The organism is Actinosynnema mirum DSM 43827 (assembly GCF_000023245.1).
GTDB classification, from domain to species: Bacteria; Actinomycetota; Actinomycetes; order Mycobacteriales; family Pseudonocardiaceae; genus Actinosynnema; species Actinosynnema mirum.
In genome coordinates this window covers 3,662,452-3,686,356 of sequence record NC_013093.1, presented here as the reverse complement: position 1 = coordinate 3,686,356, position 23,905 = coordinate 3,662,452, and the positions used below count along the sequence as shown (strand labels likewise).

Here is a 23,905-nt window from a genome sequence, read left to right as displayed (position 1 = left end):
GTCAGACCGTCCCGCTGGGGTGGGGCGCGCGCAGCGCGGCGCGCAGGTGGGCGGACAGGGCCCTCGGGGTCGGTTCCTCGTAGACGGCGGCGGCGGTGACGCGCACGCCGGTGCGCTCGGCGAGCAGGTTGCGCAGCTCGACGGCGGTGAGCGAGGTGAAACCGGTGTCCCAGAAGGGCTCGTCCGGGTCGACGGACTCGGGTCCCCGGTGGCCGAGGACGGTGGCGGTGGCGGTGCGCACGAGCGCCAGCAGCAGCTCCGGCAGCTCGTGGTCGGCGGCGTCGCGCACCCGGTCGACCGGGTCCCCGGCGACCTCGGCGCGGGCGCTCCTGCGCCGCACGGGCACAAGCTGGCGCAGCAGCGGCGGCACGTCCACGTCCTGCGGCGTCGCGGCCAGGCTCAGCGGCGCCAGCAGCGTGCGGCCGTCGGCGAGGGCGGCGTCGAACAGGGCGGTGGCCTCGGCGTCGTCCAGCGGGTGCAGCCCGGCGCGGGAGGCGTCGACCCCGGCGGCCATGCCGGAGCGCCACGGTCCCCAGGCCAGGGAGAGCGCGTGCAGACCCGCCGCCCGCCGCCGCAGGGCCAGGCCGTCCAGGAAGGCGTTCGCCGCCGCGTAGTTGGCCTGGCCGGGGGTGCCGAGCACGCCCGCCGCCGAGGAGAACAGCACGAACAGGGTCGTGGCCGGGTCGCGGGTCAGCTCGTCCAGGTGGGCGGCCACCAGCGCCTTGGGCGCCAGCACGGCGTCCAGCCGGGCGGGGGTGAGGGCGGACAGGACGCCGTCGTCCAGGACGCCCGCGGTGTGCACGACGCCGCCGGGGCGGTGCTCGGCGAGCAGCGCGGCGAGCGCGGCCCGGTCGGTGAGGTCGGCGGCGACCAGGTGGGCGCGCGCGCCGAGCCGTGCGAGGTCGGCGGCCAGTTCGGGCGCGCCGGGCGCGGTGGGGCCGCGCCTGCTGGCGAGCACGAGGGTCCGCACTCCCCCGGCGGCCAGGTGGCGGGCCAGGGTGGAGCCGAGCGCGCCCGTGCCGCCGGTGATCAGGACGGTGTCGGGGAGGGCGCGCACGCCGTCGTGGCGGGGCGCGGTGCGGCGCAGGCGCGGCACGCGGAGCGCCCCGTCGCGGACGACCACCTCGGGTTCCCGCGTGGTGGGCGGCGGTTCGGGGCCGTCGCCGTCCTGGACGAGAAGCAGGATCCGGCCGGGCTCCTCGGCCTGCGCGGACCGCACCAGGCCGCGCACGGCGCACTGCCACGGGTCGTCGGGGCGGTCGGTGCGCACGACCAGGCGGGGCGCGTCGCCCGCGGCGAAGCGCTGGAGCACGTCGAGCGCCTCGGCGGGCGTGGCCCCGCGCAGGTCAGCGGACAGGGCGGTGGACGGGCCGGTGGGCGCGGGGGTTGGGAGGGGGACTTCGACGACCTCGAACAGCGACCCCCGCGTGACGGCGCGCGGGGACGCCACCGCTCGGGTGACACCCCCGACCGACACGACCGGGTCGCCCGCGCCGTCGACCGCCAGGAGCGGCGAGGTCCCGCGCACCCGCAGCGCGGTCGCCCCGGTGGCGTGCAGGACGACGTCGGCGCAGCGGGCGGGGTGCGGCAGCAGCGCCTCCCAGAGCGCGGGGTGCAGGCCGAACCCGTCGGGCTCCGCGCCGTCGGGCAGCACGAGCTCCGCGCCTAGGGCCGGTCCGGTGGCGTCCGGGGTGGACCGCGCGCCGTTGGCCCCCGCAGCGAGGGCTCCGGAGTCGTGGGGCAGCCACGCGCCATTGGTTCCCCCCACCGGGGAATCAGCCCCGTGGGACGGCCACGGGCCGTCGTTCCTCGCCGCCGGGATGTCAGCCCCGTGGCCATCGGCCCCCGCCCCGAGGGCGCCAGCCTCGTGGGACTGCGGTTCCGGGTGGCCCGCCGGGGCGAGCACGCCCGTCGCGTGCCCGGTCCAGGCGGGCTCGTCGTCCGGTCGGGAGTGGACGGTCACCGCGCGGCGGCCGTCGGCGTCCGGGGCGGCCACGCGGACCCGGACGTGCCGGGGGCCCGCGTCGAGCGGCACCGGGGTGGCCAGGTGCAGCTCGGCCACCACCGGGCAGCCGACCTCGTCGCCCGCCCTGATCACCGGTTCCAGCAGCGCCGCCAGCGGGGTCGCACCCAGCCCGGCGCGGCCCGCGTGCCAGCGCGCGGACAGCAGGACCTCGTCGCCAGGCAGCACGTCCAGCGCGTCCACCAGCGGGTGGCCGGTCGCGGTGGCGCGGGGGGCGGCGTCGAGCCAGTAGCGGGTGCGCTGGAAGGGGTAGGTGGGCAGGTCGACGCGGCGCGCGCCCGCGCCCTCGAACGCGGGCCGCCAGTCGACGGCCGCGCCGCGCGCGTGCAGCACGGCCAGCGCGGTGAGCAGGGAGGCGACCTCGTCGTGGTCGGCGCGCAGGGTGGGGGTGGCGCGGGCCAGGACCTCGGCGGCGTGCGGGGTGAGCACGGCGTCGGGGCCCAGCTCCACGGCCATCGTGACACCGCTGTCCACGAGGGCGCGCAGGGCGTCGGCGAAGCGGACCGCGCCGCGCGCGTGGTCGGCCCAGTGGTCGTCGCCGACGCGGGTCAGCGGGCCGCCGGTGGTGGTGGAGATCAGGGGTGTGGTCGGGACCCCGGTGGCCAGGCCGCGCAGGGCGTCGAGCACCGGGTCGACGTGCGGCGAGTGGAACGCCCGGTCCACCGGGAGCCGCTTGCGCCGACCGCCGAGGCGGGCCGCGACGGCCACGACCGCCTCGGCGTCGCCGGAGAGCACGACCGCCTCCGGGCCGTTGACGGCGGCGACCGCGACGGGCAGGTCGCCGATCGCGTCCAGCGCCTCCTCCTCGGTGACCTCGACGGCGACCATCGCGCCCGGCCGCAGGTCGCGCATGAGCACGCCGCGCTCGGCGACCAGCGCGCACGCCGCGTCGAGCGGGAACGCGCCCGCGACGTGCGCGGCGGCGATCTCGCCGACCGAGTGCCCGGCCACCGCGTCCGGCGCGAGGCCGAACGCGCCCAGCTGGGCGGCCAGCGCGGTCTGCAGGGCGAACGCGGCGGCCTGCGCGTGCAGGGTGCCGTCCAGGCCGGGGCGCTCCCCCAGCGCGACGTCGCGCACCGGATGCCCGGCGCGGCCGTCGAGCGCGCGGTCGAGCTCGGCGCAGGTGGCGTCGAAGGCGTCGCGGAACGCGGGGAACCGGGCCCGCAGCGCGCGCCCGGTGCCCGGCCGGTAGCCGCCCTGGCCGGTGAACAGCCACGCCGTGCCGCCCGGAGCTGGGACGCCGGAGGCGACGACCTCGCCGTCCAGCAGCACGGCGCGGTGGCGCAGGGTGGCACGGGTGGTGACCAGGGACCAGCCCACGTCGACCGGGTCGTGCGGCAGCGCGGTGATCCGCTCGACCTGGGCGGCCAGCGCGCGCTCGTCGCGCGCGGACACCACCAGGGGCGCCAGCGGCGCGGGATCGGCGCCCGCCACGTCGGCGGCCCGCGCGGCGTCCGCCGGAACCACCGTGGAGCCCGGCCCACCGGGGTCCGCGGCGACACCCGTCTCCGGTTCGCGCGCGGCCGTCCCACCGGACTGCGCGGCTGCGGCCTGCGCGGCGTCCGTCGACGCCGCTGCCGGGTCGACCCCGCCGGGCTCCACCTCCGACTCGCGCGCGCCCGTCACACCAGAACCCGCCGCAGCGCCCACCGGCGGGGCCGCCCCATCGGCCTCCGAACCGCGTGCGCCCGCCGTGGCGAGGTCGGCAGCCCGCGCGCGCCCGTCGCGCGGAACCCCCGCAGGCGCGACCTCCACCACACCCCCGTCCACGTCCTCCGGCGCCTGCTCCAGCACGGCGTGCGCGTTGGTCCCGCTGATCCCGAACGACGACACCGCCGCGCGCCGGGGCCGCCCGGTCCGCGGCCACGGCCGCGCCCCCGTCGCCAGCTCCGCCGCGCCCGCGTCCCAGTCGACCTCGGCCGACGCGCGCCCGGCGTGCAGGGTCGCGGGCACGACCCCGTGCCGCAGCGCCAGCACCAGCTTGATCAGCCCGGTGACCCCGGCCGCGCCCTGGGTGTGCCCGAGGTTGGACTTCACCGAGCCCAGCAGCACCGGCTCGCCCCGCCCCTGCCCGTAGGTCGCCAGGAGCGCCTGCGCCTCGATCGGGTCGCCGAGCCGGGTGCCGGTGCCGTGCGCCTCCACCGCGTCCACCTCGGCCGGGGACAGCCCGGCGTCGGCGAGGGCCGCGCGGATCACCCGCTGCTGGGCCGGGCCGTTGGGCGCGGTCAGGCCGTTGGACGCGCCGTCGGAGTTGACCGCCGTGCCGCGCAGCACGGCCAGCACGGCGTGCCCGTTGCGCCGGGCGTCGGACAGCCGCTCCAGCAGCACGAGCCCGGCGCCCTCGCCGAACGCGGTGCCGTCGGCGTCGGCGGAGAACGCCTTGCAGCGCCCGTCCGCCGCGAGCCCGCCCTGGCGGTCGAAGTCGGCGAACAGGCCGGTGGTGGCCATGACCGTCACCCCGCCCGCCAGCGCGAGGGAGCACTCGCCCGAGCGCAGCGACCGCACCGCCAGGTGCACGGCCACCAGCGAGGACGAGCACGCGGTGTCGACGGTGAGCGCGGGCCCCTCCAGCCCGTAGGTGTAGGCGAGGCGGCCGGAGACGACGCTGCCGGAGTTGCCGGTGCTCAGGAACCCCTCGGCGTCCGGCGGGGCCCCCGCCGCGCGGCTGAGGTAGTCCTGGTTCATCACGCCCGCGAACACCCCGGTGTCGGTGCCGCGCAGCGAGGTCGGGTCGATCCCGGCGCGCTCGAACAGCTCCCACGAGGTCTCCAGGAGCAGCCGCTGCTGCGGGTCCATCGCCAGCGCCTCGCGCGGCCCGATGCCGAAGAACCCGGCGTCGAACGTGGTCGCACCGTCCAGGAACCCGCCCCGGTACGGGGTGGCCGGGTCCCAGCCCCGGTCGTCGGGCGGCCCGGTGGTGGCGTCCACGCCGTCGAGCAGCAGCCGCCACAGCCCCTCCGGCGAGGTGACCCCGCCGGGCAGCCTGCACCCGATCGAGACGATCGCGATCGGCTCGCCGGACGCGGCCTTGGCCGCGCGCTCCGGCCGGGGCGCGACCGGGGCGCCCATCCGCTCCACCAGGTGGTCGGCGAGCGCGGCCGGGGTGGGGTGGTCGAACACGAGCGTGGCGGGCAGCCGCACGCCGGTGGCGGCGGTGAGCCGGTTGCGCAGCTCCACGGCGGTGAGCGAGTCGAACCCGGCCTCCTTGAACGCCCGGTCCGCGTCGACCGGCTCCCCTGCCGGGTGGCCGAGCACCGAGGCGGCCTCGGCGCGGACCAGGGCGAGCAGGTCGGCGGGGGTGCGCGCGGGTCGGACGGCGGCGGCTGCGGGGCGGGTGGCGCGCACGACGTCGCGCAGGACCGGCGGGACCTGCCCGGTCGCCGACCCCGCCAGGCCCGCCGCGACGAACGCGGGTCCGGCGAGCGCGGCGTCGAACAGGGCAAGGCCCTCGGCCTCGGTCAGGGGGCGGACGCCGGACGCGGCCATGCGCTCCCGGTCGGTCCCGGACAGGGAGCCGGTGAGGCCGGTCGCCTCGGCCCACAGGCCCCAGGCGATCGAGGTGGCGGGCAGCCCGGCCGCGTGGCGCTCGCGGGCCAGCCCGTCCAGGTAGGCGTTGGCCGCCGCGTAGTTGCCCTGACCGGGCGCGCCGAGCACGCCGGAGGCCGAGGAGAACAGGGCGAACAGCGCGAGGTCGGAGGTCAGCTCGTGCAGGTGGGCGGCGGCGGTGGCCTTGGGGGCGAGCACCCGGCGCACGCGCTCCGGGGTGAGCGCGGTGATCGTGCCGTCGTCCAGGGCGGCGGCCAGGTGCACGACGCCGGTGAGCGGGTGCGCGGCGGGGACCGCGTCGAGCGCGGCGGCGAGGGCGGCGCGGTCGGCGACGTCGACGGCGCGGACCACCACGTGGGCGCCCGCGCCGGTCAGCTCCGCGACCAGGTCGGCCGCGCCGGGCGCGTCGGGGCCCCGGCGGCTGAGCAGCAGCAGGTGGCGGGCGCCGTGGGCGGTGACGAGGTGGCGGGCGACGGCCGCGCCGAGCACGCCGGTGCCGCCGGTGACCAGGACGGTGCCCTCGGGGGCCAGGGCCGGTGCGGCGGGGGCGGCGCCTGCGGGGGCGGCGCGGCGCAGCCTCGGCGCGGTGACCCGTCCGGCGCGCACGGCGAGCTGGGGCTCCGGTCCGGCGGCGAGCGCGGTGATCAGGTCGTCGGGGGCGGAGCCGTCGGTGTCCACCAGGACGATCCGGCCCGGTTCCTCGGCCTGGGCGGAGCGGACGAGGCCGTGCACGGCGGACGTCGCGGCGGTCGCGCCGTCCGGGCCCTCGCCGCCCCTGGTGACCACCAGCAGCACCGAGTCGGCGTGCCGGGGATCGGCGAGGAACCCCTGCACCACGGCGAGGACGGAGCACACCGCGTCCTCGGCGGAGGCCGCGGGGACGTCGTGGCGCAGCACCGGCCGGGGCGAAGTCGGGGTCGGGGTCGGGGCCTGGGCGGGCGCCTCGGTCCACACCACCTCGAACAGCGACCGCGGCGTCCGCGTGGCGGTCAGGTCGCCCGCCGGGCGCAGCACCAAAGACTCCACGGTGACCACGGGCCTGCCGTCGCCGTCGGACGCGGTCAGCGCCAGCTCGCCGGCCCGCGGGGTGGTCAGCCGCACGCGCAGCGCCCGCGCCCCGGTGGCGTGCAGCGCCACCCCGGTCCAGGTGAACGGCAGCAGCACCGGGACGCCCTCGGGCGCGGTGACGGCCGCCGCGTGCAGCGCCGCGTCCAGCAGCGCCGGGTGCACGCCGAACGCGCCCGGCTCGCCGGGCAGCACGACCTCGGCGAACACCTCGCCGTCGCGGGTCCAGCAGCGGCGCAGGCCCCGGAAGGCGGGCCCGTACCCGTAGCCGGTGGCGGCCTGGCGCTCGTAGAACCCGGTCAGGTCGACCTCGCGCGCGCCGGGCGGCGGCCACTCGACCGGCCCCCCGGCGGTCGTGGGCGTCGCGGCGGTGAGGTGCCCGCGCGCGTGCCTGGTCCACTCCCCGCCCGAGGCCGACCCCGAGTGCAGCTCGACCGGTCGACGGGCGGTGGCGTCCAGTGGCCCCACCCGCACCTGCAGCGGCGTGGTCTGCGGCCCGAGCGGCAGCGGCTGCTCCACGACCAGCTCGTCCAGCACCGGGAGCCCGACCTCGTCGCCCGCGCGGACCGCCAGCTCCACCCAGCCGGTGCCGGGCAGCAGCGCGGTCCCGGACACGGCGTGGTCGGCCAGCCACGGGTGGGCGCGCGTGGAGGCGCTGCCCGCGCAGACGACGCCGTCGCCGCCCGCGAGCGCGACGACGGTGTCGAGCAGCGGGTGGTTCGCGGCGCGCAGGCCGGGCTGGTCGGTGGCGGCGCGGCGGGCGTCCGGCCAGCAGCGCTGCCGGTGGAACGGGGTGGTGGGCAGGTCGACGCGCCGCCACCGGTCGCCGGACCCGGCGTTCCAGTCGACGGGGACGCCGCGCGCGTGCAGCTCGGCGGCCGAGAGCCGGAACCGGTGCAGCCCGCCTTGGTCGCGGCGCAGCGTGCCGGCGACGACCGCGCGCCCGTCGGCGCTGTCCTGCACCGCGCCGGTGAGCACGGGGTGCGCGCTGACCTCGACGAACGCCCGGTGGCCAGCGTCGAGCAGGGTCGTGGTGGCGGCGTGGAAGCCGACCGCGCCGCGCAGGTTCGCGAACCAGTACCCGGCGTCCAGCTCGGGGCCCTCCAGCCAGGCGCCGGTGGTGCTGGACAGGAACGGCACCCGCGCGCGCCGGGGCCGGACGGGGGCGAGCGCGGTGGCCAGGACCTCGCGCAGCACCTCCACGCCCGGCGAGTGCGAGGCGTAGTCGACCGGGACGCGCCGGGCCCGCACGCCGGACGCGGTGAGCGCGGCGAGCGCGGCCTCCACGTCCGCGACGGGACCGGACAGCACGACGGACTCCGGCCCGTTGACCGCCGCGACCGCGAGCCCGAACGACCCGACCTCGTGCGGCGGCAGGGCGACGGACAGCATCGCGCCGCGCCCGGACAGGTGCTCGGCCACGGCGCGGCTGCGCAGCGCCACGACCAGCGCGGCGTCCTCCAGGGTGAGCGCGCCCGCGACGCAGGCGGCGGCGATCTCGCCCTGGGAGTGCCCGAGGACGGCGTCCGGTTCGACGCCGTGCGCGCGCCACAGCTCCGCCAGCGACACGGCGACGGCGAACGCGGCGACCTGCACGGTCTCGACCCGGTCGAGGGGGCCGCCGGTGAGGGCGGCGCGCAGGTCGACGTCGGTGTGCGGGGCGAGCGCGGCGGCGCAGCGGTCGACCGAGTCGGCGAACACCGCGGACTCGGTCAGCAGCCGCGCGCCCATGCCGACCCAGGCGGCGCCCTGGCCGGGGAAGACGAACGCGGTCCTGCCGTCCACGTCGGCCACCCCGGTGACCAGGTCCGGGTGGGGTTCCCCCGCCGCGAGCGCGTCGAGCGCGGTCCGCGCCCCGGCGCGGTCCTCGGCGACGACCACGGCGCGGTGGGCGAGCCGGGCGCGGCCGTCCGCGAGGGAACCGGCGACGTCGGCGAGCGCGACCGGGCCGTCCAGGAGCGCGCCGACGCGACCGGCGAGCGCGCGCAGGGCGGGTTCGGCGCGGGCGGACAGCGGCAGCGGCAGCGCGCGGTCGTCCCTGGGCGGGACCTCGGGCGCGGGGACGCCCTCCAGGACGACGTGGGCGTTGGTGCCGCTGACGCCGAACGCGGACACGGCGGCGCGCCGGGGTCGCCCCCGGTCGGGCCACGGGACGTGCTCGGTGGCCAGGGCGGCGTTGCCGGCGCTCCAGTCGACCTGGCCGCTGGGCCGGTCGACGTGCAGGGTGCGCGGGACCTCGCCGCGCCGCAGCGCCTCCACGACCTTGATCAGCCCGGCCGCGCCCGCCGCGCCCTGGGTGTGCCCGAGGTTGGACTTGACCGAGCCGAGCAGCACCGGTTCGGCCCGGTCCTGCCCGTAGGTGGCCAGGATCGCCTGCGCCTCGATCGGGTCGCCCAGCCGGGTCCCAGTGCCGTGCGCCTCCACGAGGTCCACGTCGGACGGCCGCAGGCCGGCGAACTCCAGCGCGGAGCGGATCACCCGCTGCTGGGCGACGCCGTTCGGCGCGGTCAGCCCGTTGGAGGCGCCGTCGGAGTTGACGGCGCTGCCGCGCAGCACCGCCAGCACCGGGTGCCCGGCGCGCTCGGCGTCGGACAGCCTCTCCAGCAGCACCAGGCCGACGCCCTCGGACCAGGCGGTGCCGTCGGCGGCGTCGGCGAACGACTTGCAGCGCCCGTCCGGCGCGAGCCCGCGCTGGCGGGAGAACTCGGGGAACGCGCCGGGCAGCGACATGACCGTGACGCCGCCCGCGAGCGCGAGCGAGCACTCGCCCGAGCGCAGCGCCTGCGCGGCCAGGTGCAGGCCGACCAGCGAGGAGGAGCAGCCGGTGTCCAGGGTGACGGCCGGTCCGTGCAGGCCGAGCACGTAGGCGACCCGGCCGGAGATGACGCTGGGGGCGATGCCGGTGCCCAGGTGGCCCTCCATGCCCTCGGGCACGGGGTGCAGGCGGGTGGCGAAGTCGTAGTAGACGACCCCGGTGAACACGCCGGTCCGGCTGCCGCGCAACGAGGTCGGGTCGATCCCGGCGCGCTCGACGACCTCCCAGGCGGTCTCCAGCAGGACGCGCTGCTGCGGGTCCATCGCCAGCGCCTCGCGGGGGCTGATGCCGAAGAAGGCCGCGTCGAACTCGGTGGCCTCGCGCAGGAACCCGCCCTCGCGGACGTAGGAGCGGCCCTGCGCCTCGGGGTCGCCGTCGAACAGGGCGTCGAGGTCCCAGCCCCGGTCGGTGGGGAACCCGGAGATGACGTCGCCGCCGCGCGCCACCAGGTCCCACAGGTCCTCGGGCGAGGCGACGCCGCCGGGGAACCGGCAGGCGGTGGCCACGACCGCGATCGGCTCGCGGTTCGCGGCCTCCAGGGCGCGCAGGCGCTGCTGGACCCGCTCGTTCTCGGCCAGCGCGCGCTTGAGGTAGTCGCGCAGCTTCTTCTCGTCGGACACGTGTCCCTCTCAGGCGCCGGTCGGGCCGAGCCTGCTGTCGGCCAGGCGGAACAGCTCGTCGTCGCTGATGTGGTCGAGGTCGAACCCGTCGGGTCCGCCGGGGTCGCCGGTCAGCTCGTCCCAGCGGCCCAGCACCTCGCGCAGGCGCGCGGTGACCCGCTCGCGCAGCGCGTCGTCGCCCGCGGCGGCGGGCAGGGCGGCGGCGAGGGCGTCTAGGCCGCGCAGCGCGGCCGTGGGGTCCTGGATGTCCGGGGCCGCGTCCGGGGCCCAGCTGTCCTTGGTGGCGGCGAGGTGCTCGGCCAGGTGCGCGGCGAGCGCGCGCGGGGTGGGGTGGTCGAAGACGGCGGTGGGCGTGAGCCTCGCGCCGGTCGCGGCCGAGGCGCGGTTGCGCAGCTCGACGGCGGCCAGCGAGTCCACACCCAGGTCGCGGAAGGCCACGTCGGCGGGCACCGACTCGGGCCCTGGGTGGCCGAGCGCGGCGGCGGCGTGCGCGCGCACCAGGTCGGTGAGCCTGCGCAGCCGCTCGGGCGCGGGCAGCGCGGCCAGCTCGCCCGCGAGCCCCCGGTCGGGCTCGTCGGCGGCGGCGACCGGTTCGGGGCGGGCCTCGGGCAGGTCGGCGAGCAGGGGGCTGCGGCGCAGGGCGGTGAACCGGGCGGCGAACGCCTCCCAGCGCACGTCGGTGACGACGGTGGTGGTCTCGTCGCGGGCGACGGCGTCGAGCAGCGCGGACACCGCCAGGTCCGGGGGCATCAGGCGCAGGCCCGCCTGGGCGAGCTGGGCGGCGATGTCCGGGGTGGCGCTGGACATGCCGCCGCCGTCCCAGGCGCCCCAGGCGACGGAGGTGGCGACGCGGCCGTGCGCGCGGCGGCGCTGGGCGAGGGCGTCGAGGCGGGCGTTGGCGGCGGCGTAGGCGCACTGGCCGCCGCTGCCCCACACGCCCGCGTTGGAGGAGAACAGGACGAACGCGTCGAGCGGGCGCCCGCCCAGCAGCTCGTCCAGGTGCTCGGCGCCGAGCGCCTTGGCGGCCTGGACGCGCGCGAGCTCCTCGGGGGTGGTGTCGGCGACGGGGGTCTGGGCGTTGGCGCCCGCCGCGTGCACGACGGCGGTGACCTGGTCGCCCGCGCGTTCCAGGTCGGCCAGCAGGGCGGCGAGCGCGGCGCGGTCGGCGACGTCGCAGGCGGCGGTGGTGACGCGGGAGCCCAGCGCCTCCAGGTCGGCGGCGAGCGCGGGCGCGCCGGGGGCGCTCGGGCCCCGGCGGCTGGTGAGGACGAGGTGGTCGGCGCCGAGGGCGGCGAGGCGGCGGGCCACGTGCGCGGCGACGCCGCCGGTGCCGCCGGTGACCAGGACCGTGCCGCGCGGGGTCCACGGGGCGGCCGGGGCCTGCGGTTCGGCGCGCACGAGCCTGCGCGCGAACACGCCCTCCGCGCGGATGGCGACCTGGTCCTCGCCGCCGTCGTCGACGCCGGGTCCGGCGAGGACGGCGGCGAGCCTGCGGCGCTGGCGCGGGTCGGCGGGGTCGGCGAGGTCGACCAGCCCGCCCCAGCGGCCGGGGTGCTCCAGCGCGACGACCCGGCCCAGGCCCCAGGTGGCGGCCTGGGCGGGGTCCGGCGGGCCGTCGTGCGGGGAGATCGCGACGGCCCCGGTGGTGGCGCACCACAGCGGCGCGGTGACGCCCGCGTCGCCGAGCGCCTGGACCAGGGCGAGCACGTCGGCGCCCGGCGTGGCCAGGACGCCCGCGACGGCGGCGTGCGGGCGGAGCAGGTCGGCGAGTGCGGCGCGGTCGGCGAGTGCGGCGCGGTCGGGGTCGAGCGCGACGCCGGGCAGCAGGTCGGGGTGCGGCCCGACGACGAGCCAGTCGCCGCGCGGGTCGGCCTCGGGCGGCTCGGGCAGGGTGCGCCAGGTGATCCGGTAGCGCCAGGAGTCGAGCAGGGCCCGCTCGCTCCTGCGCTCGTGCCAGGCGGTCAGCGCGGGCAGGACGGCGCGCAGCGCGGCGCGCTGGTCGGGCTCGGTGAGCTCCAGCTCGGCGCACAGGCCGTCGGCGTCGCGCGCCGCCGCCCACAGCGGGTCGTCGCCGCCCGCCGGGGTGGCGGCGGGTTCGGCCTCCTGGAGCCAGTGGTGGGCGCGCTGGAACGGGTAGGTGGGCAGGTCGGCGCGGTGGGCGTCCAGGCCGTCGAAGACCGGGGCCCAGTCGACGGGCACGCCGCGCACGTGCAGCGCGGCGGCGGAGCGCAGGAACCGGTCGAGGCCGCCGTCGCCGCGGCGCAGCGTGCCGGTGACGACGGCGGTCCGCTCGCCCAGGACGTCCTGGATCGCGGCGGTGAGCACCGGGTGCGCCCCGACCTCCACGAACACCGCGCAGTCCGCCCCGGCGAGCTCGGTGACCGCGTCGGCGAAGCGGACGGGCTCGCGCAGGTTGGCGAACCAGTAGTCCGCGTCCAGCTCCGCGCCGTCCAGCCACTTGCCCGTGACGGTGGACAGCATCGGGACCGTCGCGGGTCGGGGCGTGATCGGGGCGAGGTCGGCCAGCAGGCGCCCGCGCAGCACGTCCACGGCGGGCGAGTGCGAGGCGTAGTCCACCGGCAGCCTGCGCGCGCCCTCCACCCGCGCCACGAGCGGGTCGACGTCGCCGGAGACGACCACCGAACCGGGGCCGTTGACCGCCGCCACGGACACCCCCGTGCCGGTGATGAGCTCCTCGACCTCCGCGCGCGGCAGCGGGATCGACGCCATGCCGCCGCCCTCCAGCCCGGCACCGCCCACCCCGACGGCGATGGCCCGGCTGCGCAGCACGACCACCCGCGCCGCGTCCTCCAGCGAGAGCGCCCCGGCCACGCAGGCCGCCGCGATCTCGCCCTGCGAGTGGCCCACGACGACGTCCGGGGCCACGCCGAACGAGCGCCACAGGTCGGCCAGCGCCACCATCACCACGAACGACACCGGCTGCACCACGTCCACCCGGCCGAGGTCGCCGCCGCGCAGCACGTCCACCACCCGGAAGTCCACCAGCCGCTCCACGGCCGCCGCGCAGCGCGCCACGGCCGCCGCGAACACCGGCGACTCGTCCAGCAGCCGGGCCCCCATGCCCACCCACTGGCCGCCCTGTCCGGGGAACACGAGCACCGTGCGGCCCGACACGTCCGCCCGGCCGGTCACCGCGGCGGCCGAGGGCTGGTCGGCTGCCAGCGCCTGGAGCCCGGCGGTGAACCCGGCCCGGTCGGCGGCGACCACCACGGCGCGGTCGACCAGCCGGGCGCGGCCGGTGAGCAGCGACCAGCACACGTCCACCGGCTCCCCCGGCAGCTCGACCAGGTCGGCCGCCGCCGCGCGCAGCGCCGCGCCCCCGCGCGCGGACAGCAGCAGCGGCAGCGCGCCCGCCGGACGCCGCTCCCCCGGCCCGGTCGGCGCGTCGCCCTCCTCCACGACCAGGTGCGCGTTGGTCCCGCTCATGCCGAACGCGGACACCGCCGCGCGCCGGGACCGCTCCCCGCGCGGCCACGGCGCGGGCTCGGTCAGCACCCGCAGCGCGCCGGAGCCCCAGTCGACCTCGGGGGTGAGCCGGTCGGCGTGCAGGGTGCGCGGCGCCACGCCGTGGCGCAGCGCCTGCACGACCTTGACCAGCCCCAGCACCCCGGCCGCGCCCTGGGCGTGCCCGATGTTGGACTTGAGCGAGCCGAGCAGCAGCGGCCTGCCCCCTGGCCTGGCGCGCCCGTAGGTGGCCTGGAGCGCCGCCACCTCGATCGGGTCGCCGAGGCGGGTGCCGGTGCCGTGCGCCTCCAGCAGGTCCACGTCGGACGGCCGCAGCCCCGCGTCCTCCAGCGCCGCCTCGATGACGCGCTGCTGCGCGGCCCCGTTCGGCGCGGTCAGCCCGTTGGACGCGCCGTCGGAGTTGACCGCGCTGCCCCGGACCACCGCCAGCACCGGCCGCCCGGCGCGGCGCGCGTCCGAGAGCCGCTCCAGCAGCACCACGCCGACGCCCTCGCCCCACGCCGTGCCGTCGGCGTCGGCGGAGAACGCCTTGCAGCGGCCGTCCGGGGACAGTCCGCGCTGCCGGGCGAACTCCACGAACACGTCCGACAGGGGCATGACCGTCGCGCCGCCCGCCAGCGCCATCGCGCACTCGCCGCGCCGCAGCGACTGCGCGGCCAGGTGGATCGCGACCAGCGACGACGAGCAGGCGGTGTCCACGGTGATCGCGGGCCCGTGCAGGCCGAGCGCGTAGGCGACCCGGCCGGAGGCGACGCTGCCGGAGCTGCCGATGGCCAGGTGGCCCTCGAACTCCTCGGCGACGCGCCGCCGGTTGCCGTAGTTCTGGTAGACCACGCCGGAGAAGACGCCGGTGCCGGTGCCGCGCAGCGACAGCGGGTCGATGCCCGCGCGCTCGACCGCCTCCCAGGAGGTCTCCAGGAGCATCCGGTGCTGCGGGTCGATCGTGACGGCCTCGCGCGGGCCGATGCCGAAGAACCCGGCGTCGAACTCGGCGGCGTCGTGCAGGAACCCGCCCTCGCGGGTGTAGCAGGTGCCCGGCCGGGTCGGGTCGGGGTCGTAGAGCCCGGCCAGGTCCCAGCCGCGGTCGGTGGGGAACCCGGTGATCGCGTCGACGCCGCCGTCCACCAGTTCCCACAGCGCTTCCGGGGTGCGGACGCCGCCGGGGGCGCGGCAGGCCAGGCCGGTGATCGCGATCGGCTCGTGGCCCGCCGACTCCAGGTCGGCGAGCTTGCGCCGCGTCTCGTGCAGGTCGGCGGTGACCCACCGGAGGTAGTCGACCAGCTTCTCGTGGGTCCCGTCGGTCATGGGTGCGCGCGTCTCCAAGGCTCGGGCGGGGCAGGCGGGGCAGGCGGGGTCGTCGGGCAGCGGTTCGTCAGGCGGCGGGTCGGCGGGCGGTGGGTCGTCAGGCGGCGGGTCGTCGGGCGGCGGGTCGGCGGGTGGGTGGGCAGCAGGTGGTCAGGCGGGGGTGGTCAGGTCGGCGTGCAGGGTGGTGGGCAGGTCGGTGCGGTGGGTGACGCGCAGCTTGCGGAACACCCTGGTCAGGTGCTGCTCGACGGTGCTCGGGGTGACGAACAGCTTCTCGGCGATCTGCCGGTTGGTGAGGCCGGTGACGGCCAGCGCGGCGACCTTGCGCTCGGAGCCGGTGAGGCCGCTGGTGTCGTGCGCGACGGGGTCGGCCGCGTCCGGTTCCAGGCGCGCGCACAGCGGTCGCGCGCCGCACGCCCTGGCCAGGTGCCAGGCCCTGCGCAGCACGGCGCGGGCGCGGCGGTGGTCGCCGAGGGCGTGGTGCGCCGCGCCGAGGCAGGCGAGGGTGGCGGCCAGCTCGTAGCGGTCGCCGCAGCGCTCCAGGGCGTCGGCGGCCTCGGCGAGCAGGTGCGGGCGGCGGGTCGGCGGGCTGAGCGAGGCGAGCGCGCGCAGCGCCAGCGCCCTGGGGCGGCCCGCGTCGGCGCCGGTCGTGGCGAGCTGGTCGAACACCAGCCGCCGGGCTCGGTCGTGGTTGCCCAGGCGGGTCCACGCCTCGGCGGCCCCGGTGCGCCACGGCGCGAGGCCCGGCAGGTCGAGGCTCCAGGAGCGCAGGAGGTCGCCGCACGCCAGGAAGTCGGCGAGCGCCGCGTGGTCCCGCCCGGACGCGAGGTGGTGGTGGCCGCGCGCGTGCAGGTAGTGCGGGGCGGCGGGGCCGTCGAAGAGGGCGTCCGGCACGGGCGCGGTGACGTGCCGCCCGGCCTCCCGCCGCCGCCCGCGCAGGGTGTCGGCGAGGATCAGCGAGCCCAGCGGCAGCCCGACGCCCGCGCCCCAGCCGTGCGCGGGGACGGCGTCGAGCGCGGCGCGGGCGTGCCCGGCTGCGCCCGCGAGGTCGCCGAGCCGCAGCGCGATCACCGAGGCGGCGGCGGCGAAGGAGGCGACCCAGGTGGGCGCGCGCCGGGAGCGCGCCTCGTCGAGCAGCCGCGCGCAGGCCCGGTCGGCCTCGACGGCGCGGTCGGCGCGCACCAGGGCGAGCAGCGCGAGCAGCGCGGGTTCCTCGGACCAGGGGGAGGTGTGGCTGAGCTGGGCGTGGCGCAGGTAGTGCGCGGCCTCGGCGGCGGCTCGGCGCTGGTCCCCGAGGACGAACCCGCCGACCAGGCTGGCGGCCTCGCGCAACCATGGGTCGACGCGGCTCGGGGGCGGGGTGGTGGGGTTGAGGGCCGCGGGGTGGGGGGTGCCGCGCTGGTGGGCAGCGGTGTGAGAAGCGGAGGTGTGCGGGGCGTTGGCGTGGAGGGCGCCGGGGTGGAGAGCGTTGGGGGGGAGGGCGCTGCCGTGGCGGGCAGCGCTGTGGGAGAAGGCGGTGTGGGAGAAGGCGGTGCGGGAGAAGGCGGTGCGGCGGGAGGCGGCGAGTGGCGGGCAGGCGAGGGAGAGCCAGGTCTCCAGGTCGGGCAGCTCGGCGGCGTGCTCGCGGGCGCGCAGCGCGGCGAGCACCCGCCCGGCGGCGGCGGTGCGCCCGTGCCAGACGAGCTGGCGCACCAGCGCGGCGGCGTCACGGGGGGCGAGCGCGGCGGGGTCGGCGGCGAGGGCGTCGGCGAGCGGGTCGAGGTGGCACAGCGCGGCAGCCGGGTTGAGCTGCCAGCGCGCGCGGGCGAGGCGGGCGGTGAGCGCGGGCCCGACGACGGCTGCGGGCTCGGACAGGGCCGTGGGCTCGGGAGAGGTGCGGCGGTCGGCGGGCGCGGCCGTCCGGTCCGCGCACCCGCACCGGCGGGCGGCGACGGCCGGGTCCGGGACTCCGCGCGGGTGGACGCCCCGCGGTGGGTCTGCCTCGTCCCGGCGGTGGGCGGCGGCGAGCCGGTCGACGGCGGTGGGCACGTCGTCGGCGGCGAGCGCGTGGTCGGCGGCGGCGACGAGCACGTCGACGGCCCAGGCAGGCGCAGGCAGGCCGGCGGTGACGAGGTGGTCGGCGACGGAGGCGGGCGACTCACCGCGCTCGTGCAACGTCCGCGCGGCGCGCAGGTGCAGCTCGGCGCGCCGGGCGGCGGGCAGCACGTCCAGCACAGCGGCGGGATCGGCCCGGTCGAGCCCGGCTCCCACGAGGCGGGCGCGGGCGTCGGCGACGGAGGCGGGAGCACGGCCGAGCAGGTCGGCGACCAGGTCGACGGGTGCGGCGGGACCCGAGGGCGCGCGGAGTCGGGCACCACCGGGAACGACGTGGTCCGCAGCCATCCGGCCGGACGCGGAGGTCCCGTCCCCACCGGCGGGATCACCCCCCACCCCAGACGCCGGGCCGAGCAGGAGCGGCTCCGCGCCACCCGGCGAGGCACCGGTCCGACCGGGCGCGAGAGGCACCACTCCCCCCTGCCGGACGCCCGCCGCGCCAGAGGCGAGCGATCGCGCCCCGCCGTCGGGAAGCGCCCCGCCGGGAGGCGCGGTGTCTGGGCACACCACGCCGGGGCGCGCAGCAGCGGGAAGGGCCCCGTGAGGAAGCGCGGCACCAGGAAGCAGCCCGCCGGGAAGCGCGGCGGTGGGCCCGGCGGGGAGCACGGCGGCGGGCCCGGCGGGAAGCGCGGCGGCGGGCCCGGCGGGGAGCACGGCGAGCACGGCGGAGGCGTGCGCGACAGCGGCCACCTCGGCGCCGCAGCGGTCGAGCACCCCGGCGAGGGCGGCCCGGTAAGCGGCCCCCGGTCCCGCCTCCCCCGCCGCGAGGTCGCGGGCGAGCCCGCGCACCAGCGCGGGGTTCCCCCCGGTCACCGGCCACGGGGTCCCGTCGAGCAGCGCGGCGGTGGTCTCCGCCCGCAGCGGCGGGAGGTCGAGCACGAGCGCGCCCGGCGTGCGCGCCACGGCGCCCAGCGGGTCGTCGTCGGGCAGGCGTGGCAGGTCGGTGAGCGCGAGCACGGCGGGCGCGCGTCTGGCCCACGCCGCCAGGTCGAGCAGCGCGCCCACGTCGGCCCCCCCGGCGTCGTCCACGGCCACCAGCAGGGCGCCCCCGCCATCAGCGACCTCCGCCGCGACCTCAGCCACCTCGGGCAGCGCGTCCGCCTCGACCACCAGGCACCGGAACCCCGCCGCCTCGGCCAGCGCGACCAGGCGCCCCAGCAGCGCGGTCTTCCCGTGCCCAGGCGCGCCCCTGAGCAGCACCGCGCCCCCGCACCCGCCCGCCGCGCCCTCCAGCAGGGCGGCCAGCGCCTCGCACTGCCCGTCGCGGTCCACCAGCCGCATCCCTCGCCTCCCCCGCGTCCGCCCCGCCGACCTTCAGGCATGTCAACAGCCCTGTCAGTCGTCTTGTCCACGCCCCGACCACCGCGCCCCCACTGGCCGCCCACCCGCACCACGAACCCCCTGCCGCGCGGGCGTCCCAGGTCGGACACTCCTGAACGCGACCCCCACCCGCTCCAGGAGGCGATCCCCGTGACGTTGATCGACGACGAGCGCACCGCGCACCGGCACGACGAGGGCGCCGCGGCCTTCCAAGCGCTCGCGACCGCCGCCGCGGGCTGGGGCGCGCTGCGCGCCGCCGTGGAACTCGGCCTGCCCGACCTGCTCCCGGACGCCCCCACCTCCGTCCCCGACCTGGCGGCGCTGGCGGGCGCCGCGCCGACGCGGCTCGCGCAGCTGGTCGCGGTGCTCGCCGACGTGGGCGTGCTCGCGCTGGACGAGCGCGCCCACGTCCGCCACACGCCGCTGTCCCGCGCCCTGCGCTCGACGGACGGCCTGCCGCTCACCCGCCTGCTCACGGCGGGCTGGGCGGACGAGGCGTGGCGCGGGCTCGCGGAGGGCGTGCGCGCCGACGTCTCCCCGCTGGAGCTGGTGCACGGCCGCCCGCTGTTCGCCCTCCTCGCCGCCGACCCGGCCGCCGCCGAGGTGTTCCACGAGGCGGTGGCCACCGGCCCCGGCGACCCGTTCGACGAGGCGATCCGCTCCGCGCTCGACCTGACCGGGGCCGCGCGGGTGGCCGACGTCGGCGGCGGGCGGGGCAGGCTGCTCGCCGCGCTGCTGCGCGAGCACCCAGGGCTCTCGGGCGTGCTGTTCGACCTGCCCGAGGCGGTCCGGGACGCGGTTCCCGAGCTGCGCGACGACGACCGGGTGGAGATCCGGGCGGGCGACCTGTTCGCGGACCGGGTCGGCGCGGCGGACGTCTACGTGCTGCGCACGGTCCTGCACGTGCTGGACGACGCGCAGGCGGTGCGGGCGCTGGCCAACGTCCGCGCCGACGCGCCCGCGCACGCCAGGGTCGTGGTCGTGGAAGCGCTTTCCGACGACGAGGCCCACCGGACCTACGCGGCGCACAGCAGCCTGCGGCTGTTCGTGCTGTGCGGCGGGCGGGAGCGCTCGACGGCGGAGTTCGCCGAGCTGTTCGACCGGGCCGGGCTGGAGCTGCGCTCGGTCACCCCGACCGGGACGCCGTACCACCTGCTGGAGGGCGCCCCACGCCTGAGCCCGCGCACGGACGGGTGATCGTCAGCTCTCGCCAGGCCGCAGTGATGCGGCTCTGCTTGACTCGGTCCGCGCTGGCCGCCACACCACCCGGCCCGTTCGCCGGACCCGTTCGCGGGATCCGCCGTCCAGGGTGGTCGGGCGCCCCGACCGGCCGCACGACAGCCGCAGGGCGCGGAGCACGAGCCCGGTGGTCGGCGTGGTCCACGCCCCGGTGGCGGGACCCGCGTTCCGAGCGACGTCGAGCGAGAGCAGGACATCAGAGTGAACACCACCCCGAAGATCAACCGTGCGGGCGCAGCCCGGCGCACCCTCGTGGCGGCGGCGGGCCTGGCGCTCGCGCTGGCCGGACCGCTGGCCGCCTCGGGCACGGCCTTCGCGGACCAGGACCCCGAGGAGAGCAGGTCGACGACGGTCACCATCGCGGACGCGGGCACCGAGAACTGCCTGACCGCGCTGGACGAGCACGCCGCCGTGCTGCCGTGCGACGGCGAGGCGAACCAGGAGTGGGAGCTGGCGGAGGTCGACGGCAACGCCGTGACGCTGGAGGCGGTCGCCTTCGAGGGCAGGTGCCTGGCCAGCGAGGACGTCTGGTACGTCGCGCTCCAGGACTGCGAGGGCGGGGCCAGCGAGACGTGGGCGCTGTACGACCACGGCAAGGAGTCCGTGTCGGGCCTGGCCGAGGTGACCGGTGACGTCGCGTTCGTGAGCCCGACGCAGTTCCCGCTGACCAACCAGTTCGGCCTGGCGATGGTCGGGACCGGCAAGCCCGCCAAGGCGCTGTGGACGGTGACCGAGGTCGAGGAGACCGAGGAGTCCGAGGACACCGCCCAGGGCTGATCCACGGGAGGAGGGGGTCTGCGGCACGCGTGCCGCAGACCCCCTTCCCCGGTCAGATCCCCGGTCAGACCCAAGAGTCCACAGTGGACAATCGCGAACTACCGAACCCCCCCGAGCGCAGACGCTTCCCGCCCGGACCGCCGGGCGATCAGCGTCAGCAGCGGCCCGGTCGCCGCCGTCGTCACCAGAGCCATCACGACCAGGACGGTGAACAGGTGACCGTCCAGCACCCCCAGCTCCAGCCCCACGCCGAGCACCACCAGCTCGGTGAGCCCCCTGGCGTTCATCAGCACGCCGACCTCGGCCGCGTCGCGCGCGGGCAGCCCCGCGAGCAGACCGCCGCCCGCCGCGCCGACCAGCTTGCCTACGCACGCGGCGACGAGCACCAGCAGCGCCTCCCCCGCGCCGGACCAGCCGAGGCCGCCGACGTCCACGGACAGCCCGGCCACGACGAAGAACACCGGCAGCAGCAGGGAGCTGAGCCCCCCGACCCGGTCCACCAGGGTCGGCGCGGCCTCCCGGAGCGCGTCCTTGGGCACGACCGCCCCGAACAGGAACGCCCCGAACACCGCGTGCAGGCCGATGGCCGTGGTGGCGAGCGCGAACAGCAGCAGCCCCTGGACGACGACCGCGAACAGCACCGCGTCCGCGCGCGGCGAGCCGCCCACCGCCCGTGCCGCCCACCCCACCAGCGGCCGGACGAGGAGCACCGCCACCAGCACCAGCGCCGCCGTCCAGGCCAGCGTGGCCACCGCCGACCACGGGCCGCGCGCGGTCACGATCCCGGCGACGACGGCGAGCGCGCACCACGCCACCACGTCGTTCACCGCCGCGCTCGCCAGCGCGACCACCCCGGACCGGGTGCGCTGCATCCGCCGCTCGGCCAGGATCCGCGCCAGCACGGGGAAAGCGGTGATCGACAGGGCGGCGGCGGTGAACAGCGCGAGCGCGTCACCGCCCCGCGGCCACAGCAGCGCCGCGACGCCCAGCCCGAGGCAGAACGGCAGCACGACCGAGCCCGCCGACACCGCGCCGACCACCCGTCCCGCGCCGCGCAGCTCCGCGACGTCCAGCTCGCAGCCGACCAGGAACATGAACAGCACCAGGCCGAGCTGGGCGGCGAACGCGAGCGGCGGGCGCGCCTCGGGCGGGAACAGCAGCGCGACCGGGTCGCCGGGCAGCAGGCCGAGCAGGCTGGGGCCGAGCGCGATCCCGGCCGCTACCTCCCCCACCACCGAGGGCTGCCCCAGCCGCCTGGCCAGCGCGCCGAGCAGGGCGCCGAGCGCGAGGACGACCGCGAGGTCGAGGAACAGCAGCGCGACGAGCGAGTCCCCCGCCGGGGCCGCCACCGACGCGCTCAGCCCCTCGCCCCCGCCTGGAGCTCCCACAGCGAGGCGTAGCGCCCGCCGGAGGCCACCAGGCCCTCGTGCGCGCCCTGCTCGACGACGCCGCCCCGCTCCAGCACGTAGATGTGGTCCGCGTTGCGGACGGTGGAGAGCCGGTGCGCGATCACGATCAGGGTGCGGCCCCGCGCGAACGTCGCCAGCGCGCGCTGGATCGCCGCCTCGGTCTCGTTGTCCACCGCCGACGTGGCCTCGTCCAGGACCACCACGGGCGGGTTCTTCAGCACGGTCCTGGCGAGCGCGATCCGCTGCCGCTGCCCACCGGACAGCGACGCGCCGTGCTCGCCGACCACCGTGTCGTAGCCCAGGGGCAGCGACTCGACGAACGAGTGGGCCTCGGCCGTGCGGGCGGCCTCGCGGACCTGCTCGTCGGTGGCGGAGAACGTGCCGTAGCGGATGTTGTCCGCGATCGTGCCGTCGAACAGGAACGGGTCCTGGGAGACGAACCCGACGCAGGCGCGCAGGTCGGGCAGGCGCAGGCCGCGCACGTCCCGCCCGTCGAGCAGCACCCTGCCGGAGTCCGCGTCCTGGAAGCGCATCAGCAGCTTGGCGACGGTGGTCTTGCCCGAGCCGGTCGCGCCGACGATGCCGGTGACCTTGCCCGCCGCCGCGCGCAGCGACAGCCGGTCCAGCACGCGCGGGCGCCCCTCGTAGGAGAAGGACACGCGGTCGAGCGCGATCGCGCCCGAGACCCGCTCGCGGGCCAGCGCGCGGCCACCGGTGGTCTCGGTGGGCAGGGACATCAGGTGCTCGACCCGGTCGTGCGCGGCGAGGGTGCGCTGGTACTGGTCGACGATCGGGCCCAGCCGGGTCAGCCGCATGACCATCTGCTGCGGCAGGCCGATCAGCGGGCTGAACCGCTCGAACGGGAGCGAGCCGTCGAGCACCTTCAGCCCGCCCACGAGCAGGGTGCCCGCCATGGAGCAGGTGGTCCAGGCGCGGATGCCCTCGCCGAACCGGACGGTGTGCTGCTGGGTGCGCGTGGCCGCGTCGGCGCCCGCCAGCTCCAGCAGGTCGACCAGCTCGGCCTCGTGGTCCTCGGCGCAGGCGCTCTTGACCGTGGCGGCGGCCTCCAGGTTGGCGGAGATCCTGCTGCGCAGCAGGGCGGCCTGCTCGCCCGCGTCGGCGTAGTCGGCGGCTGAGCGGTCGCGCTGGCGCAGGGACAGGACCGCGACGAACGGCAGGGGCAGGAACGCGATCCAGGCGATGCCGGGCGCGAGCACCAGGAACGACGGGACGAGGATCAGCGCGCTGGTGGCGAGCTGGACCGCCTCGCCTGCCGGGCCGGAGAAGAACGCGCCGAGCTGGTCGACGTCGTCGGCGAGCACGCCCGCGACGCGGGTGGGCCGCTCGCGCTGGATGTGCCGCATCTCCAGGCGCTGGGCGTGGCGGTGCAGGCGGGCGCGCTGGTCGCGCCGGACGCCCTGGCCGAGCGCGCGCCAGCGGGCGCCCGCGGCGGCGGACAGCACGACGACCACCCCGCAGGTCGCGGCGGCCCCTGCGGCGAGCGCGAGCAGCTGGGAGGGGGCGCTCGTGACGCCGAGCGCGGTCAGCGGGGCGTACTCGCCCTTGATCAGCACCAGCAGGATCCAGCCGAGGAACAGCCCGAGGCCGAGCTCGGCGAGCTGGCAGGCCACCGTCAGCGCGGCGGCGGCGGCGAGCGCCGACCGGTGCCTGCCGAGGACGCGCGCCAGCGGGTGCGCGGAGAGCCGGGCGCCCGCCGCGGTGCGGCGCAGGGGCCGCAGGAGGGCGCGCCAGGCGTGGCGCAGGACGGCGGACGAGACGCCGGTGACCACGGCGACCAGGGCGAGCGGTCGGCGCAGGACGGCGCTCACGGGTCGGAGCGCGACCGAGCCGCCTGACGTGCCGCCGGGCGTGCTCGCGGCGGTGGCCGGTGGGCTCGTCGTGGTGCTGCCCTCGACGACCAGCGGGGCGGTGGCCGCGGCGGTGACCGCGTCCCGCAGGGCGGCGCCGACCTCGGCGACGCCGAGCGCCCGGTCGTGCAGCACCAGCACCCGGCCGGTCGAGGGGCTGGCCTGCGCCCCGGTGATGCCGGGCAGGCGGAGCAGCGCGGCTTCGAGGGCGCGCGCGGCGCGCGGGTTCCCGCGCACGCGCGGGACGTCCCAGCGCTGGCGGCCGGGGACGACCGAGCGCACCCGGAACCCGGTGAGCCTGGTGGTCGGGGCGGCGTCGAGGAGCTGGGTCATGGCGG

The 23,905-nt window shown here is 78.5% G+C and carries 6 protein-coding genes and 1 pseudogene; 2 read left to right on the top strand and 5 right to left on the bottom strand.

What is annotated here, in order from left to right; all coding sequences use genetic code 11:
* Position 1: 1 nt before the first annotated feature.
* The 3 genes and pseudogenes from AMIR_RS42760 to AMIR_RS38190 form a co-directional block, all read right to left on the bottom strand.
* Positions 2-10,048: pseudogene (locus tag AMIR_RS42760) on the bottom strand (SDR family NAD(P)-dependent oxidoreductase); the annotation flags it as partial.
* A gap of 30 nt (positions 10,049-10,078) precedes the next feature.
* On the bottom strand, positions 10,079-14,860 hold the full coding sequence (locus AMIR_RS15885) for a type I polyketide synthase (protein WP_015801979.1): 4,782 nt from the start codon (positions 14,858-14,860) through the stop codon (positions 10,079-10,081).
* 150 nt (positions 14,861-15,010) lie between these two features.
* Positions 15,011-18,235: a helix-turn-helix transcriptional regulator gene (locus tag AMIR_RS38190; RefSeq protein ID WP_015801978.1), complete on the bottom strand. Its 3,225-nt coding sequence runs from the start codon at positions 18,233-18,235 to the stop codon at positions 15,011-15,013.
* A gap of 189 nt (positions 18,236-18,424) precedes the next feature.
* Here AMIR_RS38190 and AMIR_RS15875 point away from each other — a divergent pair, with 189 nt between their 5' ends.
* Positions 18,425-19,471 carry a methyltransferase gene (locus AMIR_RS15875; protein ID WP_015801977.1) on the top strand — a complete coding sequence of 349 codons (1,047 nt, stop codon included), beginning with the start codon at positions 18,425-18,427 and terminating at the stop codon, positions 19,469-19,471.
* Positions 19,472-19,714: 243 nt separating this feature from the next.
* Positions 19,715-20,290 carry a hypothetical protein gene (locus AMIR_RS15870; RefSeq protein WP_015801976.1) on the top strand — a complete coding sequence of 192 codons (576 nt, stop codon included), beginning with the start codon at positions 19,715-19,717 and terminating at the stop codon, positions 20,288-20,290.
* Positions 20,291-20,388: 98 nt separating this feature from the next.
* On the opposite strand, the gene AMIR_RS15865 is transcribed toward AMIR_RS15870, so the two are convergent.
* Together AMIR_RS15865 and AMIR_RS15860 are read right to left on the bottom strand one after the other, a co-directional pair.
* The gene (locus AMIR_RS15865; RefSeq protein ID WP_085945026.1) at positions 20,389-21,678 is read right to left on the bottom strand and encodes a cation:proton antiporter domain-containing protein; all 1,290 of its coding nucleotides are present in this window, start codon (positions 21,676-21,678) and stop codon (positions 20,389-20,391) included.
* Positions 21,648-23,900 carry an ABC transporter ATP-binding protein gene (locus AMIR_RS15860; protein WP_015801974.1) on the bottom strand — a complete coding sequence of 751 codons (2,253 nt, stop codon included), beginning with the start codon at positions 23,898-23,900 and terminating at the stop codon, positions 21,648-21,650. Before AMIR_RS15860 ends, AMIR_RS15865 begins: the two co-directional genes overlap by 31 nt.
* Positions 23,901-23,905 lie beyond the last annotated feature (5 nt).

Bases quoted from the DNA above. Each gene is read 5' to 3' on its own strand.
- AMIR_RS38190 (WP_015801978.1), bottom strand. From the start codon at position 18,235: ATGCGGCTGGTGGACCGCGACGGGCAGTGCGAGGCGCTGGCCGCCCTG.
- AMIR_RS15885 (WP_015801979.1), bottom strand. From the start codon at position 14,860: ATGACCGACGGGACCCACGAGAAGCTGGTCGACTACCTCCGGTGGGTC.
- AMIR_RS15860 (WP_015801974.1), bottom strand. From the start codon at position 23,900: ATGACCCAGCTCCTCGACGCCGCCCCGACCACCAGGCTCACCGGGTTC.